This is a genomic window from Micrococcus sp. KRD128 (assembly GCF_017168395.1).
In the GTDB taxonomy this organism is placed as follows: Bacteria; Actinomycetota; Actinomycetes; order Actinomycetales; family Micrococcaceae; genus Micrococcus; species Micrococcus luteus.
Genome location: NZ_JABFAX010000001.1, coordinates 12,662 through 36,605 on the forward strand (window position 1 = coordinate 12,662; position 23,944 = coordinate 36,605).

The 23,944-nt window shown below is 73.5% G+C and carries 22 protein-coding genes; 10 read left to right on the forward strand and 12 right to left on the reverse strand.

The features are described from left to right. Window positions 1-42 precede the first annotated feature (42 nt). The 5 genes from J1M44_RS00050 to J1M44_RS00070 all read left to right on the forward strand — a co-directional run bounded on the left by J1M44_RS00050 (window position 43) and on the right by J1M44_RS00070 (window position 6,472). Window positions 43-1,497, forward strand: a complete 1,455-nt coding sequence (locus tag J1M44_RS00050; protein WP_206480321.1) for a glucose-6-phosphate dehydrogenase — start codon at window positions 43-45, stop codon at window positions 1,495-1,497. A gap of 144 nt (window positions 1,498-1,641) precedes the next feature. Further along, window positions 1,642-2,625 carry a 1,4-dihydroxy-2-naphthoyl-CoA synthase gene (locus J1M44_RS00055; RefSeq protein WP_044658900.1) on the forward strand — a complete coding sequence of 328 codons (984 nt, stop codon included), beginning with the start codon at window positions 1,642-1,644 and terminating at the stop codon, window positions 2,623-2,625. 30 nt (window positions 2,626-2,655) lie between these two features. Beyond that, a complete protein-coding gene (locus J1M44_RS00060; RefSeq protein WP_206480322.1) occupies window positions 2,656-4,221 on the forward strand; it encodes an aspartate:alanine exchanger family transporter in 1,566 nt (521 codons plus the stop codon). A 69-nt stretch (window positions 4,222-4,290) separates the two neighbouring features. Beyond that, on the forward strand, window positions 4,291-5,472 hold the full coding sequence (locus J1M44_RS00065) for an AMP-binding protein (protein ID WP_206480323.1): 1,182 nt from the start codon (window positions 4,291-4,293) through the stop codon (window positions 5,470-5,472). A gap of 127 nt (window positions 5,473-5,599) precedes the next feature. Continuing rightward, window positions 5,600-6,472 carry a 1,4-dihydroxy-2-naphthoate polyprenyltransferase gene (locus J1M44_RS00070; RefSeq protein ID WP_060775654.1) on the forward strand — a complete coding sequence of 291 codons (873 nt, stop codon included), beginning with the start codon at window positions 5,600-5,602 and terminating at the stop codon, window positions 6,470-6,472. A 57-nt stretch (window positions 6,473-6,529) separates the two neighbouring features. On the opposite strand, the gene J1M44_RS00075 is transcribed toward J1M44_RS00070, so the two are convergent. Next, complete coding sequence (locus tag J1M44_RS00075) at window positions 6,530-6,805, reverse strand: DUF4229 domain-containing protein (protein ID WP_010080315.1); 276 nt, start codon at window positions 6,803-6,805, stop codon at window positions 6,530-6,532. A 65-nt stretch (window positions 6,806-6,870) separates the two neighbouring features. Between J1M44_RS00075 and J1M44_RS00080 the strand changes: the two genes are divergently transcribed. Beyond that, window positions 6,871-7,275 (forward strand): PLDc N-terminal domain-containing protein, encoded by a 405-nt coding sequence (locus J1M44_RS00080; protein WP_036381004.1) that lies wholly within the window; start codon window positions 6,871-6,873, stop codon window positions 7,273-7,275. 15 nt (window positions 7,276-7,290) lie between these two features. Here J1M44_RS00080 and ccsB read toward each other — a convergent pair whose 3' ends face one another. The 4 genes from ccsB to J1M44_RS00105 form a co-directional block, all read right to left on the reverse strand. After that, window positions 7,291-10,083 carry a c-type cytochrome biogenesis protein CcsB gene (ccsB, locus tag J1M44_RS11910; RefSeq protein WP_342356556.1) on the reverse strand — a complete coding sequence of 931 codons (2,793 nt, stop codon included), beginning with the start codon at window positions 10,081-10,083 and terminating at the stop codon, window positions 7,291-7,293. Continuing rightward, window positions 10,080-10,835 carry a cytochrome c biogenesis CcdA family protein gene (locus J1M44_RS00095; protein WP_036336893.1) on the reverse strand — a complete coding sequence of 252 codons (756 nt, stop codon included), beginning with the start codon at window positions 10,833-10,835 and terminating at the stop codon, window positions 10,080-10,082. The genes ccsB and J1M44_RS00095 overlap by 4 nt, the downstream gene beginning before the upstream one ends. Before the next feature lie 16 nt (window positions 10,836-10,851). Further along, a complete protein-coding gene (locus J1M44_RS00100) occupies window positions 10,852-11,469 on the reverse strand; it encodes a TlpA family protein disulfide reductase (RefSeq protein WP_073116736.1) in 618 nt (205 codons plus the stop codon). Window positions 11,470-11,597: 128 nt separating this feature from the next. Continuing rightward, window positions 11,598-12,272 (reverse strand): histidine phosphatase family protein, encoded by a 675-nt coding sequence (locus tag J1M44_RS00105; protein ID WP_060775649.1) that lies wholly within the window; start codon window positions 12,270-12,272, stop codon window positions 11,598-11,600. A gap of 125 nt (window positions 12,273-12,397) precedes the next feature. Here J1M44_RS00105 and J1M44_RS00110 point away from each other — a divergent pair, with 125 nt between their 5' ends. Next, window positions 12,398-13,138: a hypothetical protein gene (locus tag J1M44_RS00110; RefSeq protein WP_060775648.1), complete on the forward strand. Its 741-nt coding sequence runs from the start codon at window positions 12,398-12,400 to the stop codon at window positions 13,136-13,138. Between the two features lie 6 nt (window positions 13,139-13,144). Here the strand turns inward: J1M44_RS00110 and J1M44_RS00115 are convergent, their stop codons facing one another. The 3 genes from J1M44_RS00115 to J1M44_RS00125 form a co-directional block, all read right to left on the reverse strand. Beyond that, entirely contained in the window at window positions 13,145-13,414 is a 270-nt protein-coding gene (locus J1M44_RS00115; RefSeq protein ID WP_060775647.1) for a glutaredoxin family protein, read from the reverse strand. Window positions 13,415-13,509: 95 nt separating this feature from the next. After that, window positions 13,510-13,608: a 30S ribosomal protein bS22 gene (locus tag J1M44_RS00120; protein ID WP_005504750.1), complete on the reverse strand. Its 99-nt coding sequence runs from the start codon at window positions 13,606-13,608 to the stop codon at window positions 13,510-13,512. Window positions 13,609-13,771: 163 nt separating this feature from the next. Then, window positions 13,772-15,025 carry an acetoin utilization protein AcuC gene (locus J1M44_RS00125; protein ID WP_060775655.1) on the reverse strand — a complete coding sequence of 418 codons (1,254 nt, stop codon included), beginning with the start codon at window positions 15,023-15,025 and terminating at the stop codon, window positions 13,772-13,774. Between the two features lie 136 nt (window positions 15,026-15,161). Here J1M44_RS00125 and J1M44_RS00130 point away from each other — a divergent pair, with 136 nt between their 5' ends. Together J1M44_RS00130 and J1M44_RS00135 are read left to right on the forward strand one after the other, a co-directional pair. Continuing rightward, window positions 15,162-16,637 carry a TrkH family potassium uptake protein gene (locus tag J1M44_RS00130; protein ID WP_002856331.1) on the forward strand — a complete coding sequence of 492 codons (1,476 nt, stop codon included), beginning with the start codon at window positions 15,162-15,164 and terminating at the stop codon, window positions 16,635-16,637. Further along, a complete protein-coding gene (locus tag J1M44_RS00135) occupies window positions 16,630-17,307 on the forward strand; it encodes a potassium channel family protein (protein ID WP_002856329.1) in 678 nt (225 codons plus the stop codon). The genes J1M44_RS00130 and J1M44_RS00135 overlap by 8 nt, the downstream gene beginning before the upstream one ends. Before the next feature lie 15 nt (window positions 17,308-17,322). Here J1M44_RS00135 and proC read toward each other — a convergent pair whose 3' ends face one another. The 4 genes from proC to topA are packed head-to-tail and all read right to left on the reverse strand — an operon-like array spanning window position 17,323 to window position 22,902. Then, window positions 17,323-18,153, reverse strand: coding sequence for a pyrroline-5-carboxylate reductase (gene proC, locus J1M44_RS00140; RefSeq protein ID WP_002856327.1), 831 nt, complete (start codon window positions 18,151-18,153; stop codon window positions 17,323-17,325). After that, on the reverse strand, window positions 18,150-19,037 hold the full coding sequence (locus J1M44_RS00145) for a sugar phosphate isomerase/epimerase family protein (RefSeq protein WP_002856324.1): 888 nt from the start codon (window positions 19,035-19,037) through the stop codon (window positions 18,150-18,152). The genes proC and J1M44_RS00145 overlap by 4 nt, the downstream gene beginning before the upstream one ends. A gap of 2 nt (window positions 19,038-19,039) precedes the next feature. Beyond that, complete coding sequence (locus J1M44_RS00150; RefSeq protein WP_002856323.1) at window positions 19,040-20,062, reverse strand: Ppx/GppA phosphatase family protein; 1,023 nt, start codon at window positions 20,060-20,062, stop codon at window positions 19,040-19,042. Between the two features lie 5 nt (window positions 20,063-20,067). Next, window positions 20,068-22,902, reverse strand: a complete 2,835-nt coding sequence (gene topA, locus J1M44_RS00155) for a type I DNA topoisomerase (protein WP_002856321.1) — start codon at window positions 22,900-22,902, stop codon at window positions 20,068-20,070. A gap of 380 nt (window positions 22,903-23,282) precedes the next feature. Here topA and J1M44_RS00160 point away from each other — a divergent pair, with 380 nt between their 5' ends. Then, window positions 23,283-23,930, forward strand: a complete 648-nt coding sequence (locus J1M44_RS00160; protein WP_002856316.1) for a hypothetical protein — start codon at window positions 23,283-23,285, stop codon at window positions 23,928-23,930. Window positions 23,931-23,944 lie beyond the last annotated feature (14 nt).

Below are 23,944 nucleotides of genomic sequence, written 5' to 3' on the forward strand. Positions count from 1 at the left end.
CCGCTCCCCCGTTCCGTCTGCCCGCCCCGTCCAGGAGGACCCATGCCCGACGTCCAGAACCCCTGCCCCACCGGAGCATCCCCGGCACCCGACGACGACCGGGCCGCCGCGTCCGTGGCGCTCGTGATCGTGGGCGCGACCGGTGACCTGACCCGACGGCTCCTGCTGCCGGGGCTGGCCCGGGCCCTCACGGTCCACGACCTGCCGGAGGTGACCCTGGTGGGCTCGGCCCACTCGGACGGCCATTCGCTCGAGGAGTGGCGCGGCGTCATCGAGGAAGCCGTGGGAGAGACGGATCTGGACGCCGACGCACGAGCGGGCCTGGTCGAGCGCGCCGTCTGGCGCACCGCCGACGCCTCGGACCCCGAGGACCTGGGCGCCCTGCTCGTCGCCGCCCGCGAGGCCGCCGGGGAGGAAGCCGTGGTCGTGCTGTACCTGGCGCTGGACCCGGACCTCGCCGCCGAGGCGTGCGCGGCGCTCGAGCAGGTGGAGGACCGCCCGGAGGGGCTGCGCATCGTGCTGGAGAAGCCGTTCGGCTCGGACCAGCGGTCGGCGCGCAAGCTCAACGCGCTGCTGGGGCGGATCGCCGGGGAGGAGGACGTGTTCCGCGTGGACCACTTCCTCGGGGAGTCGATGGTCTCGGGCCTGCTCACCCTGCGCACCGCCAACCGCGTGCTGGAGCGCGTGTGGAGCGCGGCCGACGTCGAGCACGTGGACATCGTGGCGGACGAGTCCCTGGCCCTGGAGGGGCGCGCCGGGTTCTACGACGGCACCGGGGCTCTCGAGGACATGCTCCAGTCCCACCTGCTGCAGGTGCTGGCCATGGTGGCCCTGGAGCCCCCGCGGCATCTCACCCCGGACGCGCTGCAGGACGCCGTCGTCGAGGTGCTGCGGGCCACGCACGTGCGCGACGACGACGCGGTCGCCTCCTCGCGCCGGGCCCGGTACACCGCGGGGACGGTGGGAGGCCAGGACGTGCCCGACTACGTCGCCGAGGAGGGCGTGGACCCGGAGAACGGGACCGAGACGCTCGCCGAGGTGGAGCTGGAGGTCCGGACCGACCGGTGGGCGGGCGTGCCGTTCCGGCTGCGGTCCGGCAAGGCGCTGGAGCCGCGCCGCTGGGAGGTCGTGCTCTCGCTGCGGCCGCCCGAGGGGGTGCCCGCGGGGCTGGAGGCGGCCGCGGGGCGGGAGCGGATCGTGGTGGGACTGGACCCGCGGGCCCTGCGGGTGGAACTGGCCGTGGACGGGCCGGACACCCCGTTCGTCGCGGAGCGCGGCGCGCTCGCGGCGGACCTGGCCGAGGAGGACGTGGACGCGTACGGCGAGGTGATGCGCGGCGTGCTCACCGGGGATCGGATGCTCTCGGTCCGAGGCGACGCCGCGGAGGAGTGCTGGCGCATCCTGGCCCCCGTGATCGAGGCGTGGAACGCGGGGCGGGTGCCCCTCGACGAGTACGCCGCCGGGTCCCCGGGACCGGAGGACTGGCCGGAGAGGTGATCCGCGGGAGTGGCCGTGGGTCGCACGGCGGCGAGGGGGACGGCGTCGTACGGTGAGTGCCGGCAGCTCCGCCGACTGTGGGCGGGATGTTCGCCCAGAACACCTCCGCCCCCGCCTCGCCCGGCGCGCCTAGACTCAGGCCCCATGAGCACCCCGCAGCCCGACGCCGCCCGCCCCGACCGCGACCGCCTGCCCGAGCAGGTCTCCGACCTCTTCGACCCCACGCGCTGGCGCGTGGTCGAGGGCTTCGACTTCGAGGACCTGACCTACCACCGCCAGGTGGAGCGCGACGCCGACGGCCGCTGGGTGCGCGACCTGCCCACGGTGCGCATCGCCTTCGACCGCCCCGAGGTCCGCAACGCGTTCCGGCCCGGCACCGTGGACGAGCTCTACCGCGCCCTCGACCATGCGCGCATGACCCCGGACGTGGGCACGGTGCTGCTCACCGGCAACGGCCCCTCCCCCAAGGACGGCGGCCACGCGTTCTGCTCCGGCGGGGACCAGCGCATCCGCGGCCGCGACGGCTACCGCTACGCCGAGGGGGAGACGGCCGAGACCATCGACCCGGCCCGCGCCGGACGCCTCCACATCCTCGAGGTCCAGCGCCTGATGCGCACCTCCCCCAAGGCGATCATCGCCGTCGTGAACGGCTGGGCGGCCGGCGGCGGTCACTCGCTCCACGTGGTCGCGGACCTGACCCTGGCCTCCCGCGAGCACGGGAAGTTCAAGCAGACGGACGCCACCGTGGGCTCCTTCGATGCCGGCTACGGCTCGGCCCTGCTCGCTCGGCAGGTGGGCCAGAAGCGCGCCCGGGAGATCTTCTTCACGGCGCGCGAGTACTCGGCCGAGGAGATGGTGGCCATGGGCGCCGTCAACGAGGCCGTGGACCACGAGCGCCTCGAGGAGGTCGCCCTCGAGTACGCCGCGGACATCAACCGTCAGTCCCCGCAGGCCCTGCGCATGCTCAAGTTCGCGTTCAACCTTCCCGACGACGGCATGGCCGGCCAGCAGGTCTTCGCCGGCGAGGCCACGCGCATGGCCTACATGACGGACGAGGCCGTGGAGGGCCGGGACGCGTTCCTGCAGAAGCGCGACCCGGACTGGTCCGCCTTCCCGTACCACTTCTGACCGACCACCAGGCAGGACGGAGACCCGCCCATGCTCGCACTGCTCAACGACCAGCCCATCCTCGTCCTCATGGCCACCGTCGCCCTGGGCGCCGCCGTCGGCACCATCCCCCTGGGCAAGATCCGCCTCGGCGCCTCCGGAGCCCTGTTCGTGGGCCTGCTCGTCGGGGCGGTGCTGCCCGACGTCGGCGACCGGCTGGCCCTGTTCCAGAGCTTCGGCCTGGCCCTGTTCGCCTACCTGATCGGGCTCGGCGCCGGCAAGGTGTTCTTCCGGGACCTGCGCCGCAACCTGCCCCTGATGCTGGCCGCCGTCGTCGTGGTGATCCTCACCGCCTTCACGGTGCACCCGCTGGCCGCGCTGCTCAACCTGGACCTGCCGACGGCGATCGGCGTGTGGACGGGTTCGCTCACCGCGACGCCGGCGATGGCGCTGGCGAACCAGCTCACCGGCGGGCAGGCCCCGGCCGTGGGCTACGGGCTGTCCTACCTGGTGGGCGTGGTCGGCACCATCATCGCGATCACCCTGCTCGCCGCCCGCCCGTGGAGCAGTTCCCCGCGCGATCCGGCGCCGGTGACCGACGGCAAGCTGCGCTTCACCGCCGCGGCCGTCACCTCCGCCCTCGCCGTGCGGGAGATCCCGGGGATCTCCGAGGGGCTGGTGCGCGTGGTGGCGCTGCGCCACGGCGGCGTGGCCCGGATCGCCGGCTCCGCCGACCGGATCGAACCCGGGGACGAGGTCGTCCTGGACGGCACGGAGAAGAACATCGACGCGGCCGTGGAGGCCTTCGGCCGCCGCACCGGCGCCGACCCGGCGCAGGTGATGAACCCGCTGCAGACCTCCATGGTCATCGTCACGGCCCGCGCCCTGGCCGATCGCCGCCTGGGCACGCTGTCCCTGCGCGAGCGCTTCGGCACCGACGTCGCCCGGCTGCGGCGCGACGACGTCGAGTCGCTGGCCACCCCGCAGACCGAGCTCAAGGTCGGCGACCGGGTGCTCATCGTGACCACCGCGCCGCGGATGGAGGCGGTGCGCGACTTCTTCGGCAACTCGACCCGGGGGCTCTCGAACCTGGACTGGATCTCCCTGGGCACGGGCATGGCGCTGGGCTACCTGCTGGGCATGGTGACGATCCCGCTTCCGGGCGGGGCCTCCTTCTCCCTCGGCCCGGCGGCCGGGTGCATCCTCGTCGGCCTCGCCCTCGGCGCGATCGGCCGAACGGGACCCACGGTGTGGGAGCCGTCCACGGAGATCGCGCTGACGCTGCGGCAGTTCGGCCTCATGCTCTTCCTGGGCGTGGTGGGCCTGGCCGCCGGCCCGGCGTTCCTCGAGACGGTGTTCACTCGGGTCGGCGGGCTGGCCATCCTGATGTCCGCCGTGCTCACCGCGCTGACCGCGGCCCTGCTCATCGCCGCGGCACGGCTGCTGGGGCAGTCCGTGGATCGCACGTTCGGGGCGCTGGCGGGCATCACGGGCCAGCCGGCGATCCTGGACTACGCGCTCTCCCGGTCCACCGACGCCCGCGTGACCGAGGGGTACGCCCAGCTGTTCGCGCTGATCATGGTGGTCAAGATCGCCACCGTGCCGTTCCTGCTCTGACCGGCCGGGCGGGTCCGTCCGACCGCCGGGCGGGTCCGTCCGCTCGCCGGGCCTCCTACACTCGGGGCCATGCCCGCCACCGCCGACGCCCTCGCCCGCGCCACGGACGCCCTCGCCGCGGCCTTCGACGGCGGCGCCCCCGTCGAGCTGACCGAGGCCGGCGCCGCGCTCCCCCGGCCCGAGGCCCGCGACCCGCGCCGCTGCGGGGACCCGGACGCCGTCGCCGTGGTGCGCACCTCCGGGTCCACGGGCACGCCGAAGCAGATCGTCCTGACCGGCACGGCCCTGCGCGCCTCGGCCGCGGCCACGGCCCGGCGGCTCGGCGGCGAGGGGGCGTGGCTGCTGGCCCTCGGCGTGCACTACGTGGCGGGGCTCGCCGTGCTCTCCCGCTCGATCGCGGCCGGGACCGCACCCGTGGCCCTGCCTCCGGGCCCCTTCACGCCCGCGGCGTTCGCCACCGGGGCGGCCACCCTGCCCGACGACGCCGGCCCCCGGCTCGTCTCGCTCGTCCCCACCCAGCTCGCGCGCCTCCTCGCGGCCGACGCCGACCCGGCCGGGCGGGCGGCCCTGCGCTCCTTCGACCGCGTGCTCGTGGGCGGCGCCCGGCTCGATCCCGCGCTGCGGGCCGCGGCCGAGGCGGCGGGGGTGCGCCTCACCGCCACCTACGGCATGGCCGAGACGTGCGGCGGCTGCGTCTACGACGGCGTGCCGCTGCCCGGCGTCGCCGTCGCGGTGGCCCCGGAGGACCCCGACGCCCCGCCGCGCGTGCGCCTGGCCGGGCCCATGGTGGCGGCCGGCTACCTCGACGACCCCGCCCGCACCGCCGCCCACTTCGTCCCCGCCGCGGACGGCGCCCGCGCCTTCCTGACCGAGGACACGGGCGTGCTCTCCCCCACCGACGACGGCGGCGTGCGGCTGGCCGTGACCGGTCGCCTGGACGACGTCGTCATCACGGGCGGGGTGAAGGTGTCCGCGGCGGTGGTGACCGCGGTGCTCGAGGCGCACCCGGGCGTCGCGGCGGCCCACGTGGCCGGCGTGCCGGATCCCGAGTGGGGCGCGCGGCTGTGCGCCGCCGTCGTGCCCGCCCACCCGGCCTCGGCCCCCGACGAGGCCGTCCTGCGTGCCCACGTGCGCGAGGCGCTGGGTGCGGCCGCGGTGCCCAAGACGTGGCTCGCCCTCGACGCCCTGCCCCTGCTCTCCACCGGCAAGACCGACCGGCAGGCCCTGGTCGCCCGGTTCACCGCCGGCTGAGCGTCGCCCCGCCCGCGTGGGAGAATGACCCGGGCCCGGCCGACGTCGGGCCCCGGCCGCGCGCCGCTGCCCACCCGGCCCGCCGCGCGCCGCTGCCCACCCCGCTCCCCAGGAGGAACCCCCGCCCATGGCCGCCACGCTCTCCCAGTGGGTCGCCGCCGCGCGCCTGCGCACGCTGCCCATGGCGATCGCCCCCGTGATCGTCGGTTCGGCCGCCGCCGCGGAGCTCGGCTCCTTCCACCTCGGCGCAGCGCTGCTGGCCCTCGTGGTGTCGCTCGCGCTGCAGATCGGCGTGAACTACGCCAACGACTACTCGGACGGCATCCGCGGCACCGACGACGAGCGCGTCGGCCCCTTCCGGCTCACCGTCTCCGGGCTCGTGCCTGCGGCCCGGGTGAAGCAGGCGGCCTTCGCGTTCTTCGGCCTCGCCGGGCTGGCCGGCCTGGGACTCGTCCTGCTCTCGGGGCACTGGTGGTTCCTGCTGGTCGGCGTCGCCTGCGTGCTGGCCGCGTGGTTCTACACCGGCGGGAAGCGGCCGTACGGGTACCTCGGCCTCGGCGAGGTGTTCGTGTTCGTGTTCTTCGGGCTGGTGGCCGTCCTCGGCACCACGTACACCCAGGCCGACGCCGTCAGCGGCCTGGCCTGGGCCGGCGCGATCGGCTGCGGGCTGATCTCCACGGCCCTGCTCATGGCCAACAACATCCGGGACATCCCCACGGACCGCGAGGTCGGGAAGATGACGCTGGCCGCTCGCCTGGGCGACGGACCCGCGCGGGCGTCCTACGGCGTCATGCTGGCCGTCGCCCTGCTGCTGCCGCTGTTCTGGGTGGCGGTGCACCCGGGGCTGCTGCTCGTGCCGATCGGCGGCCTGCTCGCGATCCGGCCGATCCGCACGGTGCTGCGCGCCGACGACCGCCGGGCGCTGATCCCGGTGCTGCGCGCGACCGGCGTGATCGGGATCGTCTACGCGATCACGTTCACCCTCGGCGCGCTGCTCTGAGCCGCACGGGATGACGGCGGCGCCGGCGGCGGCATCCGCCCCGTCGCCCCGCGGGGCTCACTCGCGGAACCGGCCCTCGGTGTAGGCGTCCTCGGCGTCCGCGTCGGCGGTCTCGGTGCGGCCCCGGCGGCCCGGGCGGCCCTCCCACGCGGCGGACAGGTCCTCGGTGGCCCCCGTGCGCAGGCGGCCGAGGAAGAGGTAGCTGACCGCGAACGTCAGGATCGTGGCCGCGATCACCCCGAAGATCATCCCGAGGTCCATCACGTAGTAGAACAGCGCCCACAGGGCGACGAAGACGACCACGCGGACCAGACCGTAGAAGAAGATGCGCACCGGTCCATCCTACGAGGACGGACGCCCCGCCCGCCGACCCCACAGCCCGCACCTAGACTGGAAGGATGGGCCGTTTCATCATCCCCGCCGCGATCATCCTCGCCGGACTGACCCTCTACGCGCTGTTCGAGGCGCTGCTCACCCCCGCCCGCGAGGTGCGCAGCCTGCCGAAGACGGCGTGGGTGGCGGTCATCGTGCTCGTGCCGCTCGTGGGGCCGCTGCTGTGGCTGCTGCTCGGACGCGCCCGCCCGGCCGGCGCGGGCGGACGGGCCGCACCCCGGCCCTCCGGGGCCCCGGACGACGACGAGGCGTTCCTGCGCAGCCTGCGCGTGCAGCGCCGCCAGGACGCCCGCGAGCAGGACCTGGACCGCCGCGAGGCCGAGCTGCGGGCCCGCGAGGAGGAGCTGCGCCGTCGTCGGGAGCAGGGCGACGACGACGCCGACCCGGACGGCGACGGGCCGCGCGCCTGAGGGGCCCCGCCGGACTCAGCCGGGCAGACCCGCGTACGAGTGCAGGCCCGGGAAGTACGTGTTGACGATCGTGTAGTTGAACACGATGCACAGGAAGCCCGCGATGCTCAGCCAGGCCGCGCGGGCGCCGGTCCAGCCGCGGGTGGCGCGGGCGTGCAGGTACGCCGCGTACACCACCCAGATCACGAAGGTCCAGACCTCCTTGGTGTCCCAGTTCCAGTAGCGGCCCCACGCGGCCTCGGCCCAGATCGCACCGGCGATCAGCGTGAAGGTCCACATGACGAAGCCGACGGCGTTGAGGCGGTAGGACCAGTTCTCCAGCCCCTGCGCGGCCGGCACGAGGCGCAGGAACGCCCACGAGCGCTCGCCCGCCGCAGCGCGCTTCTCCGCGCGGTCCTGCAGCAGCTGCAGCACGGACATCGCGGCGGTCAGCGCGAACAGCGAGCTGGCCAGCACGGCGATGGACACGTGGATGACGAGCCACGGCGTCTGCAGCGGCGGCTGGAGGTGGCCCACCGGCGTCGGGAAGCCCATGGTGGCCGCGCACATCATCGCCACGACGATGCCGGTGACGAACGTGCCCACGAAGCGCAGATCCTTGCGCAAGAGGAACAGCAGGTAGACGGTCGTGATCACGAGCGCGCCCGTGGTCATGAACTCGTACAGGTTGCCCCACGGCACGCGGGAGGCGGCGAGGCCGCGGGCGACGACGGCGAACGCGTGCAGCGCCCAGCCGACGGCCAGCACGGCCACGGCCACGTTGGCGACCGGGCGGCGGCCGCCGCCCGTGTAGTCCATGTCCTCGTCCACGAGGTCGTCGTCCGCGTCGACGCCGGGCTCGGCGGCGGCCGGCCGGGCCGTGTCGGAGTCGCTCGCGCCGACCGCCGTGGACCCGCCGACGGCGACCCCCACGGTCTCGCGGGCCGGAGCGGTGCGCACCTGCCCGCGCTGGGCCGCGAGGTCGGCCTCGAGGCGGCGGATGGTGGCCGAGGCGGTGGCCATGTCGATGGTGAACAGGATGAACGCCGCCGCGTACACGAGCGCGGCGATGAGCATGAAGAGGTCGCTGTACAGCGCCAGCTGCTCGTTCACGGGGGCCGTGGGGTTGAACACTGTCAGTCTCCTGATCGGGCGTCGGCGGGGCCGGCGGGGGTCGAGACAGGGGGTGGACTGGGGGGCGGCACCGGCCGCGGCGTCGTCGGCCGTCTCGGTGGCGGCGACGATGGGCCACCACTTCTCCATGGCGGCGCGCAGGGCCACGTGCTCCTCGTGGAGACCGAACTCCTCGCCGCGGGCGAGCAGCGCGTACTCCACGCGGGTGCGGCCGTCGTCGTCGGTGCGGGCACGCACCCACACGCGGCGGCGGCGGACGAACAGACTGATCGCCAGGCCGAGCAGGGCGGTGCCGGCGAACACGCCGACGCCCCACTTGCCCGGGTCGTAGTGGATGTCCAGGCCGACGTAGCGGCGGACGCCGTCGAAGCTGATGGAGCCCTTGCCCTCGGGCAGCTCGTACGTCTGGCCCGGGCTGAGCACGATGCCGCCGTTCTCGTTGGTGCGGCTGTTGAGCTCGGTGAGGGATGCGGTGTCCAGCACGTACACGTTCTGCGGGCGGCCGGTGTCCAGGCCGAGGTCCCCGTAGTACGAGTTCAGCTGCAGCTCCGGGTTGAGCAGCTCGGGGTCCGCGGAGAACGCGGCGCCTTCCTCGTCCTCCACCGCCGAGGGCAGGAAGAAGCCGACGAAGCCCAGCTGGTCCGGCCGCGCGTCGGGGACCTTGATGGTGGCCTGCGAGCCGTAGTTCTGGTCGAACACGCGGGTGACCACGGGGCCCTGGAAGGCCACGTCCCCGGCGCCGTCGCGGATGGTCACCACGGGCGCGTAGCCGTTGCCCACGAGGTAGACGCGCACGCCGTCGATGTCCAGCGGCTGGTTGACCTTGAGAATCTGGCGCTGGAGCTCGCCGCCGGAGCCCTCGCGGACGTCCATGACGGCGGTGTAGTCCAGCGGCTGGCCGTAGTGGGTCTCAGACTCGCGGTCGAACACGGCGTCGAAGGAGTCGAGGGTGAGGGAGAACGGCTGGAGGTCGTCCGCGCTGAAGTAGGTGCCGGGGGTGAAGGAGTCGTAGGCCACGAGGTTGTTGGCGAAGCCCTCGCCCTCCACGATGATCTTCTGCCCGCCGTACTTGGTCATGCCGCCGTAGGCCATGAACACGAGCACGCCGATCAGCGAGACGTGGAACAGGATGTTGCCGATCTCGCGCAGGTATCCGCGCTCGGCGCCCACGGACGCGCCGCCGGCCTCGGGGCGGTGCTCCACGCGGTAGCGGCGCTTGCGCAGCCACGCCTGGGCTCTGGCCACGGCCTCCTCGGGGCTCGGGCCGCCCTCCTCGAGGACGACGACGCCGGAAGCCGGCAGGCGCGTCAGGTTGCGGGGGGTGCGGGCCGGGGGCTGGCGCAGGGCCTTGGCGTGCTGGATGGCGCGCGGCCACACGCAGCCCACGAGGGAGACGAACAGCAGCAGGTAGATGGCCGAGAACCAGACGGAGTTGTAGACGTCGAAGAACTGCAGGGCGTCCAGGACGGGGCCCCACACGGGGTTGTCCTCGATCCACTGGTCCACGATCTCGGGGCCGGCACGGCGCTGGGGCACGAGGGAGCCGGGCACGGCGGCGACGGCGAGCAGGAGCAGCAGCATGAGCGCGGTGCTCATGCTGGTCAGCTGGGTCCAGATCCAGCGCAGGGTGCCCGCCAGGCCGAGGCGCGGCAGGGTGACGGGCTCGGAGCGCGTCCGGGCGGCCTTGGAGCTCACAGGGGCATCTCCCATTCGTTGGCGAACCACAGCTGCAGCTGCGTGGTCCAGGCGGTCCAGACGCCGGTGACCATGAGCAGGCCCAGCGCGATCAGCAGGGCGCCGCCGAGGCGCATGATCAGCACGCGGTGCCGGCGGAAGAACCCGAGGGCCCGCATGCCGCGCTCCATGCCGAGGGCCATGAGCACGAACGGCAGGCCCAGGCCGAGGCAGTAGAGGAAGGCGAGCAGGGCGCCGCGGCCCACGGAGCCGGAGCTGGCCGTGGACATGGCCAGGACGGCGGCCATGGTGGGGCCGATGCACGGCGCCCAGCCCAGGCCGAAGGTCATGCCCAGCAGGGGCGCGCCGACCAGGCCGGCGGCGGGCTTGAAGTGGACGCGGCGCTCCTGCTGAAGCCGGCCGCCGCCGCCGAGGAACACGAGGCCCATGAGCATCACGAGCACGCCGAGCACGGGGGTGACCCAGGCGCCGTCGCGCCGCAGCCAGACCATGGCCTGGGTGAACACCACGGTGATGCCCACGAACACCACGGCGAACCCGAGCACGAACAGCACGGAGCCGAGCACGAGGCGCCCGCGGCGGCGGCTGGTGAGCACGTCCCCGCCGAGGCCGGTGACGTACCCGAGGTAGCCGGGCACGAGCGGCAGCACGCACGGGGAGAGGAAGGAGATCAGGCCGGCCAGCACGGCGATCGGCGCGGCCAGCAGCAGGGAGCCGTCGAGGGCGATCTCGGCGAAGGGGTTGCTCTGCATGGACACGGCGGCCGGGTCAGGCCGCGGCCTCGTCCACCACGGTGGTGAGCAGGGCGCGCAGGGTGGACTCCTCCACCGCGCCGAGCACCCGCGCGGCCACGCGGCCCTCGACGTCCAGGACGAGGGTGGAGGGCACGGCCTGCGGGGGCACGTAGTCGGTCATGTTCAGGAGCACGTCCCCGCGGGCGTCCTCGATGGACGGGTAGGGGATCTCGAAGGTGCGCTCGAAGGCCTGCGCGGTGGTGACGGTGTCCCGGACGTTCACGCCGAGGAACCGCACCCCCTGCGGGGCGAACTGCTCGTGCAGGGAGACGAGGTGGGGGGCCTCGACGCGGCACGGCGCGCAGGCGGCGTACCAGAAGTTCAGCAGGGCGGGGGTGCCGCGCAGGCTCGCGCCGGTCACGGGGGTGCCGTCGAAGAGCTCGGCGGCGAACTCCACGGGGGCGCCGCGCTCGGCGGGGGCGATCTCCAGGACGGAGCCGTCGCCGGCGATGTAGTTCTTGCCGTCCGCGTTCCCGGCCTGCTGCGTCAGCGAGTCGTCACCGCCCGAGCAGGCCGCGAGCGCCGGCGCCAGGCTGGCGAGGGCGAGGCCGGTCAGCAGGGTGCGGCGGGACGGACGGGGCGGGGTGTGCATGGCGTGACTGCCCTCCAGGGGATGCGCGGCGCTGGATTCCGGGGACCTTGGAAGTCTACTGTCCGCCCCGCATTCTGACTGAACCCTGGACGTCACACCCGCGGCCCGTGGGAGGGGCGGGGTCCGGCTCAGGCCCCGGGCAGGGAGGAGGCGTCCTTGAGCAGGGCCTGGTTGGGCTCGTGGTACTCGACGCGCGGCACCGTCCGCCCCTCGTCGAACACGAGCGAGGTCACGGAGGTCAGTGAGCACTCGCGGCGGCGCGGGTCATGCCACAGCGGACGGCCCTCGACGGCCAGGCGCGTCACCCAGATCGGCAGCTGGTGGGAGACGAGCACGGACTCGGCGCCGGGTCCATCGGCCGCCACAGCATCGGCCCGGATCCGATCCACGACGGCGAGCATGCGCGCCGCCTGCGCGCGGTAGGGCTCACCCCAGGACGGGCGCAGGGGGTTGCGCAGCTTGGGCCACAGCCGTGGGTTCCGCTTGAGCGATGCGGCCACCTGGGACATGCCCTCGAAGGCGTTCTCCGCCTCGATCAGCTCCGGCTCGGTGACCAGCGGCAGGTCGAACGCGGCCGCGATCGGCGCGGCGGTCTGCTGCGCGCGGGTCAGCGGGGAGGCGGCGACGACGGCGGGTGCCCGGCCGGTCTGCACGGCGCGCTCCGCGAACCACGCGGCCGCGCCGCGGGCCATCTCATGGCCGAGCTCGGAGAGCCCGAACTCCGGCAGGCGGCCGTAGAGGACACGATCGGGGTTGTGGACTTCTCCGTGGCGGACCAGGTGGACGGTGGCGAGCGTCTGCATGGGGCCAGTCTGGCAGAGGCGGACCGGTGGCCCCGGCGGTAGCGTGGGGCACAGCTCGGCGCGACCGCGCCGCCACCCCCGTCCGCACCGAGACGCCGCGAGCGTCGGCGTCGCTAGGAGGCCCCATGTCCGGCACCTCGCCCACCGATCCCCACGGCAGCCAGAACCCGTACGGCACCGACCCCTACGGCGCCGCCCCGCAGGGGCCGACCCCGGGCTCCTCCGACCCGGCGGGCGCGAGCCCGTACGGCCAGGACCCCTACGGCGCACCGCCGGCGGCTCCGTACGGCGCCCCGGGCCAGGCGGGGATGCCCCAGGCCCCCTCTCCCCACGGCCCCGCCGGCTGGCAGTCTCCCGGCCCGGTCGAGCTGCCCCCGCGGCCGCGCTCCCTGACGGCCGCGTTCTGGCTGATCGTCTCGGGCGGCCTCCTGCTGCTGGCGACGACCCTGCTGGCGGCCTTCGCCATCACCCAGCCGGAGGGCCAGGCCGCGATCCAGCAGGAGCTGGACCGGTCCGTCGAACAGATGAATCTGCCCGCCGACCAGGCGGAGCAGATGCGCACCATGATGGACGGGATGCTCCCGGCCCTCGCCACGACGGCGGCCGTGTTCGGCGTGCTCGCGTTCCTCGTCTACCTGTGGGTGGCGTTCGCGATCCGCGGCGGCTCGCGCGCCGCGCGCATCGTCGGAACGGTGCTGGCGTCCCTGTCCGTGCTGGTGCTGGTCTCCAACGCCGTGATGGGGGCGTTCAGCCCGCTGGACCTCGTGTGGGTGGGCCTCGGCGTCGCCGGCATCGTGCTCGCCTACCGCCCGGACGCCACGGAGTACATGCGGCTGAAGGCCTGGCAGCGCTTCGCGCGCCGCTGAGCCCGCTCAGGCCCGCGGGGCGTCCAGGAGCCGGCCCAGACGGGCCGGGTCCACACGCCAGAAGTCGCGCTGGACGCCGTCGACGAACAGCACGGGCACCTCGTCCGCGAACCGCTCGAGCAGGGCCGGGTGCGCGGCGCCGTCGACGGCCTCCCAGGCCTCGCCCCGCGCGTCGCACACCTGCACCACCGTGGCCTCGGCCTCGGCGCACAGGTGACAGCCGGGCTTCACGAGCAGCTGGACGCGGGCGGTGGCGGCAGGCAGGTCGGCGGTCATGGCCCCACTCTACGGATCGCCGTCCACGACGAAGCCGCCGTCCCCCCGGAAGGGGACGGCGGCTTCGTCTCGTCAGCGCCCGGAGGGCGCGGGCATCACTTCTTGTTGCGACGCTGGTGACGGGTCTTGCGAAGCAGCTTGCGGTGCTTCTTCTTCGACATGCGCTTGCGGCGCTTCTTGATCACAGATCCCATGGGGACTCCTTGAATCGGGGCGAGGGTCGGCGGTCGTGGGACCGCAGGCATCCGGGGCGCCGGACACGCCGACCCGCATTCCACCGGATGTGGAACGCCTGGAAACGTTCTCGGCCACAATACCGGCCGCACGGGCCCCGGTCGAACCGGGACGGGGACCGGCTCAGTCGAACCAGGGGTCGAGCCCGTGCAGCGGGAACACCTCGCGGCGCGTGGCCATGATCGACTGGTCCACCGGGTCGGCCGGGTCGTAGCCCACCTCCCACGAGCGCCACCACACGTCCGCGTCCTCGCCCATCACGGTGGGGATCCGCTCGGCGTCGTCCCCCTCGTGCACGGACATGTCCCCGGTCAGCTCGTCCGCGGTGAGGGCCCGGACGTGCTCGATCCAGGCGGCGGGGATCTCGCTCCTCACGGGGATCGGGGTCTGCAGGACGGCGGCGGTCAGGTGGGCCCACGCGCGCGGCACCACCCGCAGCGGGTTGTAGCCGCCGCCCCCGGTGGCCAACCACCGGCCGTGCGCGAACCGGTCGGCCCAGTCGCCGACGTCGAACGCGAGCTGGCGCTGGCCGTCCACGCTCAGCCGCAGGTCGGCGAGCGGGTCCGTGCGGTGACCGTCGCAGCCGTGCTGGCTGACCAGCACGTCCGGGGCGAACGCCTCCAGCAGGGGCGGGACCACGGCGTGGGCGGCGCGCAGGAAGCCGGCGTCGCCGGTGCGCGGGGGCAGCGCGACGTTCACCGCCGTGCCCTGGGCGGCCGAGCCGCCGATCTCGTTGGCGAAGCCCGTGCCCGGGAACAGGCTGATGCCCGTCTCGTGCAGGGAGATGGTGAGCACGCGGGGGTCGTCGTAGAAGATCGACTGCGTGCCGTCGCCGTGGTGCGCGTCCACGTCGACGTAGGCGACGCGCTCCGCGCCGAGGTCCAGCAGGCGCTGGATGGCCACGGCGCAGTCGTTGTAGATGCAGAACCCGGACGCCGAGGACCGGGCGGCGTGGTGCATGCCGCCGGCGAAGTTCACGGCGCGGTCCACCTCGCCGGACCAGATCGCCTCCGCGGCGACGAGGGAGCCGCCCGCGATCCGGGCGGCGGACTCGTGCAGGTCCGGGAACACGGGACAGTCCTCGGTGCCCAGGCCGAAGCAGCCGTCCTCGTCCGACGACGTCGCCGCGGCCCGGCGCACGGCGGCGACGTACTCGGGATCGTGGACGAGGGCGAGCTGCTCGTCCGTGGCCACGGGCGGCTCCACGATCCGCACGTGGGGCGCGTCCAGCAGGCCGAACGCCTCCACGAGCCGGTGCGTGAGGTCCAGCCGCAGGGGCGCCATCGGGTGCTCCGCGCTGAACCGGTAGCGGAGCAGGCTGGAGTCCCACACCACAGCGGCGGGGGTGGGAGCGGGAGGGGTGGACGTGGTGCTCATCACGGTCCAGCCTAGGGCTCCGGGCGGCACGGTGGCGACGAGCGCCTCGGATGTCTCACCCACGTGACGCGCGGGCCTCAGGGGCGCGCGATACTGGGAGCCGGTCCGTTCCCCGTCCCCGTGCAGGAGGTGCCCCGTGGCAGGTCCCCGTCCGACCCCGCACGCCCGCCGCCACGGCGGGGTGCGCCGGCCCGGCGGACTCCCCCGGCCCGGCCAGGCCTCCACGCTGGAGTCCTCGACCGACCTGCGCACGGCGCTGCGGCGCTCGGGCCGTGCCGTCAGCTCGGTGGTGGGCGGCTCCCCGGCCCGCGCCGCCCTCTCCGCCTTCGCCCTCATGGCCCTGGTGTTCACCGGGCTCCTCGCCCTGCCGTGGGCCGCGGCGGACGGCCACGCCACCCCCCTGCACGACGCCATGTTCACCGCGGTCTCCGCCTTCTCCGTGACCGGTCTGACCACCGTCAACACGGCCGAGCACTGGTCCCCCGCGGGCCAGGTGATCATCCTCGTGGCCATCCAGATCGGCGGCCTGGGCATCCTCTCGATGGCCTCGCTGCTCACGTTGGCCGTCTCCCGGCATCTGGGCCTGAGGTCGAAGCTGGCGACGCAGCAGGCGGGCATGACCTCCGGCAGTCTCGGCGAGGTCGGCCAGCTGCTGCGCGTCGTCGTCGTGACGGTGCTGACCGCCGAGGCCGCGCTGGCGCTCGTCCTCGTGCCGCGGTTCGCGGCCATCTCCGGCTCGTGGCTCACCGGCCTGTGGCACGGTGTCTTCTACTCGGTCAGCGCCTTCAACAACGCGGGGTTCACCCTGCACGTGGACGGCCTGCCGGAGATCATGCACGACCCGGTGGTCATCACGGTGCTCGGCGTCGGCGTGTTCCTCGGCGCGCTCGGCTTCCCCGTGGTCATGGTGCTGCTGGAGAAGGGGTGGCGGTTCCGGGAGTGGAACCTGCACACCAAGCTCACGGTCGAGGTGACGCTGGCCCTGCTGGTGCTCGGCGCCGTCGCCCTCTTCTTCTTCGAGGCGGGCAACCCGGCGACCCAGGCCGGCATGGGCTTCTGGCAGCGGGTCGGGCACTCCCTGTTCGGCTCCGTGATGACCCGCTCCGGAGGCTTCGCGATCGACGACACGAACGCGCACCAGCCCGAGTCCCTGCTGCTCATGGACGCGCTGATGTTCGTGGGCGGTGGGTCCGCCTCCACCGCGGGCGGCATCAAGGTGACCACGCTGGCGATCATGTTCCTCGCGATCGTGGCGGAGGCGCGCGGCGACCGCGAGGTGACGGCGCACGGCCGCACGATCGCCCCCGAGTCCCTGCGCGTGGCCATCGCGGTGCTCGCACTCGGGGCCACCCTCGTGCTCGTGGCCACTCTGGCGCTGGTGCACATCACCGACGAGTCCCTCCAGCGGCCCCTGTTCGAGGTGATCTCCGCGTTCGGCACGTGCGGACTCTCCGTGGGCGTCTCCGCGGAGAGCCCACCGGCCGGCAAGTACGTCCTGACGGCCATGATGTTCGCGGGCCGCGTTGGTACGATCACGTTCGCCGCCGCCCTGGCCCTGCGCCAGCGGCGCGTGCTCTACCGCTACCCCGTCGAGAGGCCGGTCATTGGCTGACACCCCGCAGCGCACCGATCCCAACGCCCCCGTGCTCGTCGTGGGTCTGGGCCGCTTCGGCGCCGCCACGGCCGAGGAGCTCGTCGCACAGGGGCGCGAGGTGCTCGCCGTCGAGCGGGACCCCGTCCTCGTGCAGCGCTACGCCCCCTCGCTGACCCACGTGGTGGAGGCGGACGCCACCGACTCCGAGGCCCTGCGCCAGCTCGGTGCGCAGGACTTCTCGACGGCGGTGGTCGGCGTGGGCACCTCCATCGAGGCATCGGTGCTGATCACCGTGAACCTCGTGGACCTGGAGATCCCGCACATCTGGGTGAAGGCGATCAGCGAGGCGCACGGCACGATCCTCAAGCGGATCGGGGCGAACCATGTGATCTTCCCGGAGCACGACGCCGGCGTGCGCGCCGCCCACCTCGTGAACGGGCGCATGCTCGACTTCATCGAGTTCGACGACGACTTCGCGATCGTGAAGATGTACCCGCCGGCCGAGTGCGTGGGCTTCACGCTCGCCGAGTCCCACGTGCGCTCCAAGTACGGCGTGACCGTGGTGGGCGTGAAGACCCCGGGCGAGGACTTCACCTACGCCCAGCCGGACACCCGGGTGGGCCCGCGCGACACCCTCATCGTCTCCGGGCACACGGACCTCATCGACCGGTTCGCCGCCCGGCCCTGAGGCACGCCGGAGCCGTCAGGCCCCGAACTCCTCGGCCATCTCCTTGTCGCGCTGCGCGGCCGCGTCCATGGCACGGTTCACGAGGTCGCCCATGCCGCCGTCCAGGAACGCCTCCACGGCCTTCTCGGTGGTGCCGTTCGGGCTCATCACGGCCTTGCGCAGAGCCTCGGCCCTGGCCCCCTCCTGCTGGAGCATGATGCCGGCGCCCTTGACGGTGGCCGCGGCCATGGCCTCGGCGGAGGCGGCGTCCAGTCCCATCTCCGCACCGTGGGCGGCGATCAGCTCGGCCAGCAGGAACACGTAGGCCGGGGCGGAGCCGGCGGTGGCCACCACGGCGGAGAGCTGCTCCTCGGCCACCGGCACCACCAGGCCGGAGCCCTCGAAGAGAGCGCGCACGGCGGTGGTCTGCTCCTCGGTGACGCCCGGCCCGGGGGCCACGCCCACGACGCCGGAGCCCACCGTCAGGGGCGTGTTCGGCATGGTCCGCACGATCGGCTGCCCCGCCGGCAGCACGGCGGCCATGGTCGCGGCGGTGACGCCGGCTGCCACGGACACCACCACGGTCTCGGGGCGCAGCGACGGCGCCAGGTCCGTGAGGGTGGCGACCATGTCCTTCGGCTTCACGCCCACCAGGACGATGTCCGCCTCAGCGACCGCGGCATGGTTGGTGCGTTCGTCCCGCTCCTGGGAGGTCACCGTGACGCCGTGCTGCGCGGCCGCCTTCTCGGCGGAGGCGGCGGAGCGGGTGGTGGCGGTGACGTCCTCGGCGCGCACGGCGCCGGCGTCGAGGGCCCCGGCGAGGATCGCGCCGGTCATGGTGCCCAGGCCCAGGATGGTCAGCTTCATGGTCGGTCCGTCTCCTTCGTGGTCGGGCGCGGAACGCCGTCGTCGTCGTGGTGGTCGGTCCCGCCGGCGGCCAGGTGCTCGCGCGCGAACGCGAGCGAGGCGGCCAGCTTCTCCTCGCGCTGGCCCGCGTACTCCACGCCGCGCGTGCCCACCTCCACGCACACCGCGCCGGCCAGGCCCTCGGTCGCCAGGTGGCGCAGGGTCTCGGCCACGCGCTGCGTGCCCTCGCCGGGGACCAGGTGGTCGTCCTTGCCGGAGTCGTTGCCGTCGGTGAGGTGGACGTGCCGCAGCCGCGGGCCGAGCTCGCGGACGGCCGCCAGAGAGTCCGCCCGCGCGATGGCCGCGTGGGAGAAGTCCCAGCAGATGTGCTCGTACGGCTCGGGCAGCGGGTTCCAGTGCGGCAGGTACATCTTGGCCTCGCGGCCGTAGGCCCGCCACGGGTACATGTTCTCCACCGCGATCACCACACCGGTCTCCGCCATGAGCTCGTGGATGCCCTCGGCGAAGCGCACCGCGTACGTGCCCTGCCAGCGGAACGGCGGGTGGGCGACCACGGTGGCCGCACCCACGGCCTGCGCCAGCTCCACGGAGCGGCGGATCTTGGACCACGCGGAGCCCCAGACCTGCTGCGTGAACAGCAGGGTGGGGGCGTGGATGGAGTCGATGGGCATCCCGTGCCGCTCGGACAGCCGCATCAGCCGCCGCGCGTCCTGGCTCCACGCGTTGTGCGTGACCATGACCTCCACGCCGTCGTAGCCGAGGTCCTCGGCGGTGGCGAACACGTCCTGGGTGCCCAGGGGGAACACGGACGAGGAGGACAGGGTCACGGGGATGTCCGCGCCGAAGCGCGCCGCGGGGGCCAGGTGCGCGGTGGCGTCCACCATGCTCAGCGCACCCCCAGGCTCAGTCCCGGCAGGAGGGTGTCCGGGTTGAGGTTCACGTGGCCGACGCCGGGCAGGCCGTCCCGGGTGAGGTGGCCCTCGAGCATGAGCGCGTCGAGGCGGTTGAGGATCAGGCCCTCGCGCAGCGCCCACGGGCAGATCTCGAGCTGGGCGATGCCGAACGTGCGCATGGCCGTCAGCGCGACGATCGCCCCCGCGAATACCTGGTGCGCGCGCACGTCCGAGACGCCGGGCAGCTCCGCCCGCTCCGCGATGGTCATCGCCGCGAGGCGGTTCACCCACAGGTGCAGGTCGTCCGCGCGCAGGTGCCGCTTCACGAAGGGCCCCGCCGCCGACGGCGCCGCCCCGGTGATCCGGGCGAGGGAGCGGAACGTCTTCGAGGTGGCGGTGACCACCACGGGCGACTCGATGCGCGGGAAGACCGTGTACGCCTCCTCGAGTCGCTTCTCCACGTGCTTGCGGAGCTTCTTCACCGCCTTGGGGCTGGGCGGGTCCTCGGGCACCCAGTCGCGGGTGAGGCGGCCGGCGCCCAGCGGCAGGGACAGGGCGTGCGAGGGCAGCTCGTCCTGGCCGTAGGCGATCTCGAAGGAGCCGCCGCCGATGTCGAAGTTCAGGATGGAGCCGGCGTCCCAGCCCTGCCAGCGGCGCACGGCGAAGTACGTCATGGCCGACTCCTGGTCCCCCGTGAGCTCGGAGAGGTGCACACCGGTCTCGGCCTGCACGCGGGCCAGCACGGCGGCGCCGTTCGCGGACTCGCGGATCGCCGAGGTGCAGAACGAGATCATGTCCTCCGCCCGGTGCTCCTCCGCGAACGCGGCGGCCTCACGGACGAAGTCCACGAGCTCCCGCTGACCCTCCTCCGTGATCGCCCCGTCGGCGTCCTGGTAGCGGATCAGCGGGAGGGAGCGCTTGTGCTCCGCGTAGGCGACGGGGCGGGCCCCCGGGTGGGCGTCCACGAGCAGCAGGTGAACGGTGTTGGAGCCGATGTCCAGGACGCCGAGGCGCATGGCGCTCAGGCCTTCTTCCGCGCGGTGGTCTTCTTGGCCGGGGCCTTGCGCGCCGCCGGCTTCTTGGCACCGCCGCGGGTGGCCGGGCCCTTGGCGCGCTTGTCCGCGAGCAGCTGGTAGGCCTCCTCCGCCGTGAGCTCCTCGGGCTGGCGGCCGCGCGGGACGGTGATGTTGGTGACGCCGTCCGTGATGTACGGGCCGAAGCGGCCCTCCTTCACAGTGACCTTCTTGCCGGAGACCGGGTCCTCGCCGAACTCGGCCAGCGGCGGCTTGGCGGCCCCGCGGCCACGCTGCTTCGGCTGGGCGTAGATCTCGAGGGCCTGCTCCTGCGTGATGCTGAAGATCTGGTCCTCGGACTCGAGCGAGCGCGAGTCCGAGCCCTTCTTCAGGTAGGGCCCGAAGCGGCCGTTCTGGGCGGTGATGACCTCGCCCTCGGCGTCCGCGCCCACGACGCGCGGCAGGGACATCAGCTGCAGCGCCTGCTCGAGGGTCACGGTGTCCACGGACATGCTCGTGAAGAGGGAGCCGGTGCGGGGCTTCTCCTTGGCCGGCTTCTTCTTCGGCTTGGGCTTGCCGTTCTTGTAGTACTCGGTGGGCTGGGCGTCGAGCCAGGCCTGCAGCTCCTCCTCGGTCATCTCGGGGATGACCTCGGTGACGTAGGGCCCGTAGCGCCCGTCCTTGGCGACGATGGTCCGGCCCGTCTCCGGGTCCGTGCCGAGCTCGCGCTCGGAGGGCTGGGCGGTGGCGAACAGCTCCTCGGCCTTGGCCGGGGTGAGCTCGTCCGGGGCCAGGTCCTCGGGGACGTTGGCGCGCGGCGGGGTGGCGCCCGCCTCCGCGTCGGCCGGCAGCGACCGCTCCAGGTACGGACCGTACTGGCCCACCCGCAGGGTGATGTCCTCGGTGATCGGCAGCGAGTTCACGGCCCGCGCGTCGATCTCGCCGAGGTTGTCCACCACGTGCTTGAGGCCCTCGACGCCCTTCTCCGTCTCCGCGGCGGGGGCCCCGAAGTAGAAGGTCTGCAGCCAGGCCTCGCGGCCGAGTTCGCCCGCGGCGATCCGGTCGAGGTCGTCCTCCATGCGGGCCGTGAAGTCGTAGTCCACGTACTTCGCGAAGTAGTCCTCGAGCAGGCCGATCACCGCGAACGCGGTCCACGACGGGACGAGCGCGGTGCCGCGCTTGGACACGTAGCCGCGGTCCATGATCGTGGAGATCGTCGGGGCGTACGTGGAGGGACGCCCGATCTCGCGGCGCTCCAGCTCGGCGACGATCGACGCCTCGGTGTAGCGGGCCGGCGGGGAGGTCTCGTGCCCGGTGGCCTCGATCGGGTCACCGGTGAGGCGCTCGCCCTGGGCCACCTGCGGCAGTCGGCGGTCCTTGGCCTCCGCGTTCTCGCCATCGACCTCGGCGTCCCGACCCTCCTCGTACGCGTCGAGGAAGCCCTTGAACGTGATGACGGTGCCCGAGGCGCTGAACTGCGCGAGGCGGCCGTCCTGCGCGGCGGCCGAGAGCCGCAGCGTGGCGGTGTAGCCCTTGGCGTCGGCCATCTGCGAGGCCACGGTGCGCTTCCAGATCAGCTCGTACAGGCGGAACTCGTCCGGGCGCAGCTCGGCCTCGACCTGGGCCGGGGTCCGGAAGGAGTCCCCCGCGGGCCGGATGGCCTCGTGGGCCTCCTGCGCGGTCTCGTTGCGCTTGGCGTAGACGCGCGGCTGGGCCGGCACGGCGTCCGCCCCGGAGAGCTCGGTGGCCTGGCGCCGGGCGGCCTGCACGGCCTCCTGCGAGAGGTTCACCGAGTCCGTGCGCATGTACGTGATGTAGCCGTTCTCGTACAGGCGCTGGGCCACCTGCATGGAGACGCGGGAGCTCATGCGGAGCTTGCGGGCGGCCTCCTGCTGCAGCGTGGAGGTGGTGAAGGGGGCGGCCGGGCGGCGGGTGTACGGCTTGTCCTCCACCGAGTCGACCGTGAAGTCCGCCCCGCGCAGACCCTCGGCCAGCGAGCGGGCGCCGGCCTCGTCCAGGTGGGTCACCTTCTTGCCGGCGGAGGCCTTGAGCCGCCCGGCGTCGTCGAAGTCGCGGCCCGTGGCCACACGCTCGCCGTCCACGGTGCTCAGACGTGCGGTGAAGGAGCTGCCCACGGCCTCGGCGGCCTGGGCGCCCTCGGCGACGGTGAACGTGCCCTCCACGCCCCAGTACTGCGCGGAGACGAAGGCCATGCGCTCGCGCTCGCGCTCGACGACGAGGCGGGTGGCCACGGACTGCACACGGCCCGCGGAGAGGCCGCGGGAGACCTTGCGCCACAGCACCGGGGAGAGCTCGTAGCCGAAGAGCCGGTCGAGGATGCGGCGCGTCTCCTGGGCGTCCACGAGGGCCGTGTCCAGCTCACGGATGTTCTCCAGGCCTCGGCGCACGCCCTCCTTGGTGATCTCGCCGAAGGTCATCCGGTACACCGGCACCGTGGGCTTGAGGGTGTCCAGCAGGTGCCAGGCGATGGCCTCGCCCTCGCGGTCCGCATCCGTGGCGAGGTAGAGGGCCTCGGCGTCCTTGAGCTCGCGCTTGAGCTCCGTGACCTTCTTCTTCTTGTCCGGGTGCACCACGTAGTACGGGGTGAAGCCGTGCTCCGTGTCCACGGCGAACTTGCCGAACGGGCCCTTCTTCATGTCCGCCGGCAGGTCCGAGGGCTTGGGCAGGTCGCGGATGTGCCCCACGGAGGAGTCCACCACCCAGCCGGAGCCCACCGCGTTGAGGTACTTCGCGATGGACTTGCTCTTGGCCGGGGACTCCACGATGACCAGCTTCTTGCCCTCGGGCACGGAAGCGGTCACGGAAGCGGGGGTAGTGGACAACGGGTCCTCCTGGGACGGGATGGCTGCGGGTCCGGGGCCGACGCGAGCCGACCCGTGTCCGCCGGGGGCGGACGTCCCCACATCGTAGGGCGCGCTGACCACGATAACGCCCGGAGCCTGACAGGCCCCTGGGCGGGCCCCGTCCGCCGGACACGGGCTCGGGTCCTCCTGCCCGCCTCCGGACACTCAGCCTATGCTCAGGCCATGCATCCCCGTCGGTCCCGGGTTGCTGCCCGGCGGTGGCGGCCCGGAGGCTCCGGCCTCAGGCCCGTGGGTCCGGAGAAGGACACGTCGGGCTCGGGCACGTACTGCCACCACCACGGCGACAACCGCAAGCCCGAAGGCATCCACGCGTTCGACGGCGTGGCCGGGCAGGGGACGTGTTGACCGCCCCGGGGTCGACGGCGGACCTCGTCCGCCGCTGGGAGTCCGCGGCCCGGCCGAACCCCACGGCGACGGACGTGGGCTCCCTGCTGGAGAAGTGCTACCGCGCGAGACCTCTGGCACGCGAGATCCTCTCGGGCGGCCATCTGCAGCACGACGAGGAGCTGCGCAACCACACGGAGAAGGTCCTGTGGACGGTCACGGACACCGTCACCCTGCTGCACTTCGCCCGGCACGCCTTCGGCTCCCTCGATGCGTATCTCCTGCACCTCGAGTCGGAGCGGGAGGACGCGGACGCGGCAGCCGAGTGGGACGAGGGCGCCGAGCGTGCCGACGTCGCCTACTGGACAGGGCTGGAGAGTCAGGTCCCCCAGGAGGACCACCCCTACGGGCTGGTCCTCACCCAGCACGCACTGGGTCAGCGCGTCACCGCGATCCTCGAGGTCGAGGACGGGGCGGTGACCGGCTTCACGGTGGAGGGCGTGCTCGGGCAGATGGTGGACGAGCACCTCGAGGGACTCGTGGGCTTCCCCGAGCCGGACCCGGACTTCGGCGAGGCCGTGCCGGTGATGCGCCGCGGGGATCCCGACGACGAGATGTTCGTGCGTCATCTGCGCCACGCTGCGCGGCTCGGCTTGATCTGAGATGTGGGCCGGGC

Coding starts and splice junctions, on each gene's coding strand:
- J1M44_RS00080 (WP_036381004.1), top strand. CDS start 6,871: ATGGGCCGTTTCATCATCCCCGCCGCGATCATCCTCGCCGGACTGACC.
- J1M44_RS00145 (WP_002856324.1), bottom strand. CDS start 19,037: ATGGTGGACGCCACCGCGCACCTGGCCCCCGCGGCGCGCTTCGGCGCG.
- J1M44_RS00100 (WP_073116736.1), bottom strand. CDS start 11,469: ATGCACACCCCGCCCCGTCCGTCCCGCCGCACCCTGCTGACCGGCCTC.
- J1M44_RS00065 (WP_206480323.1), top strand. CDS start 4,291: ATGCCCGCCACCGCCGACGCCCTCGCCCGCGCCACGGACGCCCTCGCC.
- proC (WP_002856327.1), bottom strand. CDS start 18,153: ATGAAGCTGACCATCCTGGGCCTGGGCACCATGACCGGCGCGATCCTC.
- J1M44_RS00120 (WP_005504750.1), bottom strand. CDS start 13,608: ATGGGATCTGTGATCAAGAAGCGCCGCAAGCGCATGTCGAAGAAGAAG.
- J1M44_RS00150 (WP_002856323.1), bottom strand. CDS start 20,062: ATGCGCCTCGGCGTCCTGGACATCGGCTCCAACACCGTTCACCTGCTG.
- J1M44_RS00110 (WP_060775648.1), top strand. CDS start 12,398: ATGTCCGGCACCTCGCCCACCGATCCCCACGGCAGCCAGAACCCGTAC.
- J1M44_RS00105 (WP_060775649.1), bottom strand. CDS start 12,272: ATGCAGACGCTCGCCACCGTCCACCTGGTCCGCCACGGAGAAGTCCAC.
- J1M44_RS00125 (WP_060775655.1), bottom strand. CDS start 15,025: ATGAGCACCACGTCCACCCCTCCCGCTCCCACCCCCGCCGCTGTGGTG.
- J1M44_RS00055 (WP_044658900.1), top strand. CDS start 1,642: ATGAGCACCCCGCAGCCCGACGCCGCCCGCCCCGACCGCGACCGCCTG.
- J1M44_RS00070 (WP_060775654.1), top strand. CDS start 5,600: ATGGCCGCCACGCTCTCCCAGTGGGTCGCCGCCGCGCGCCTGCGCACG.
- J1M44_RS00050 (WP_206480321.1), top strand. CDS start 43: ATGCCCGACGTCCAGAACCCCTGCCCCACCGGAGCATCCCCGGCACCC.
- J1M44_RS00060 (WP_206480322.1), top strand. CDS start 2,656: ATGCTCGCACTGCTCAACGACCAGCCCATCCTCGTCCTCATGGCCACC.
- J1M44_RS00115 (WP_060775647.1), bottom strand. CDS start 13,414: ATGACCGCCGACCTGCCTGCCGCCACCGCCCGCGTCCAGCTGCTCGTG.
- J1M44_RS00095 (WP_036336893.1), bottom strand. CDS start 10,835: ATGCAGAGCAACCCCTTCGCCGAGATCGCCCTCGACGGCTCCCTGCTG.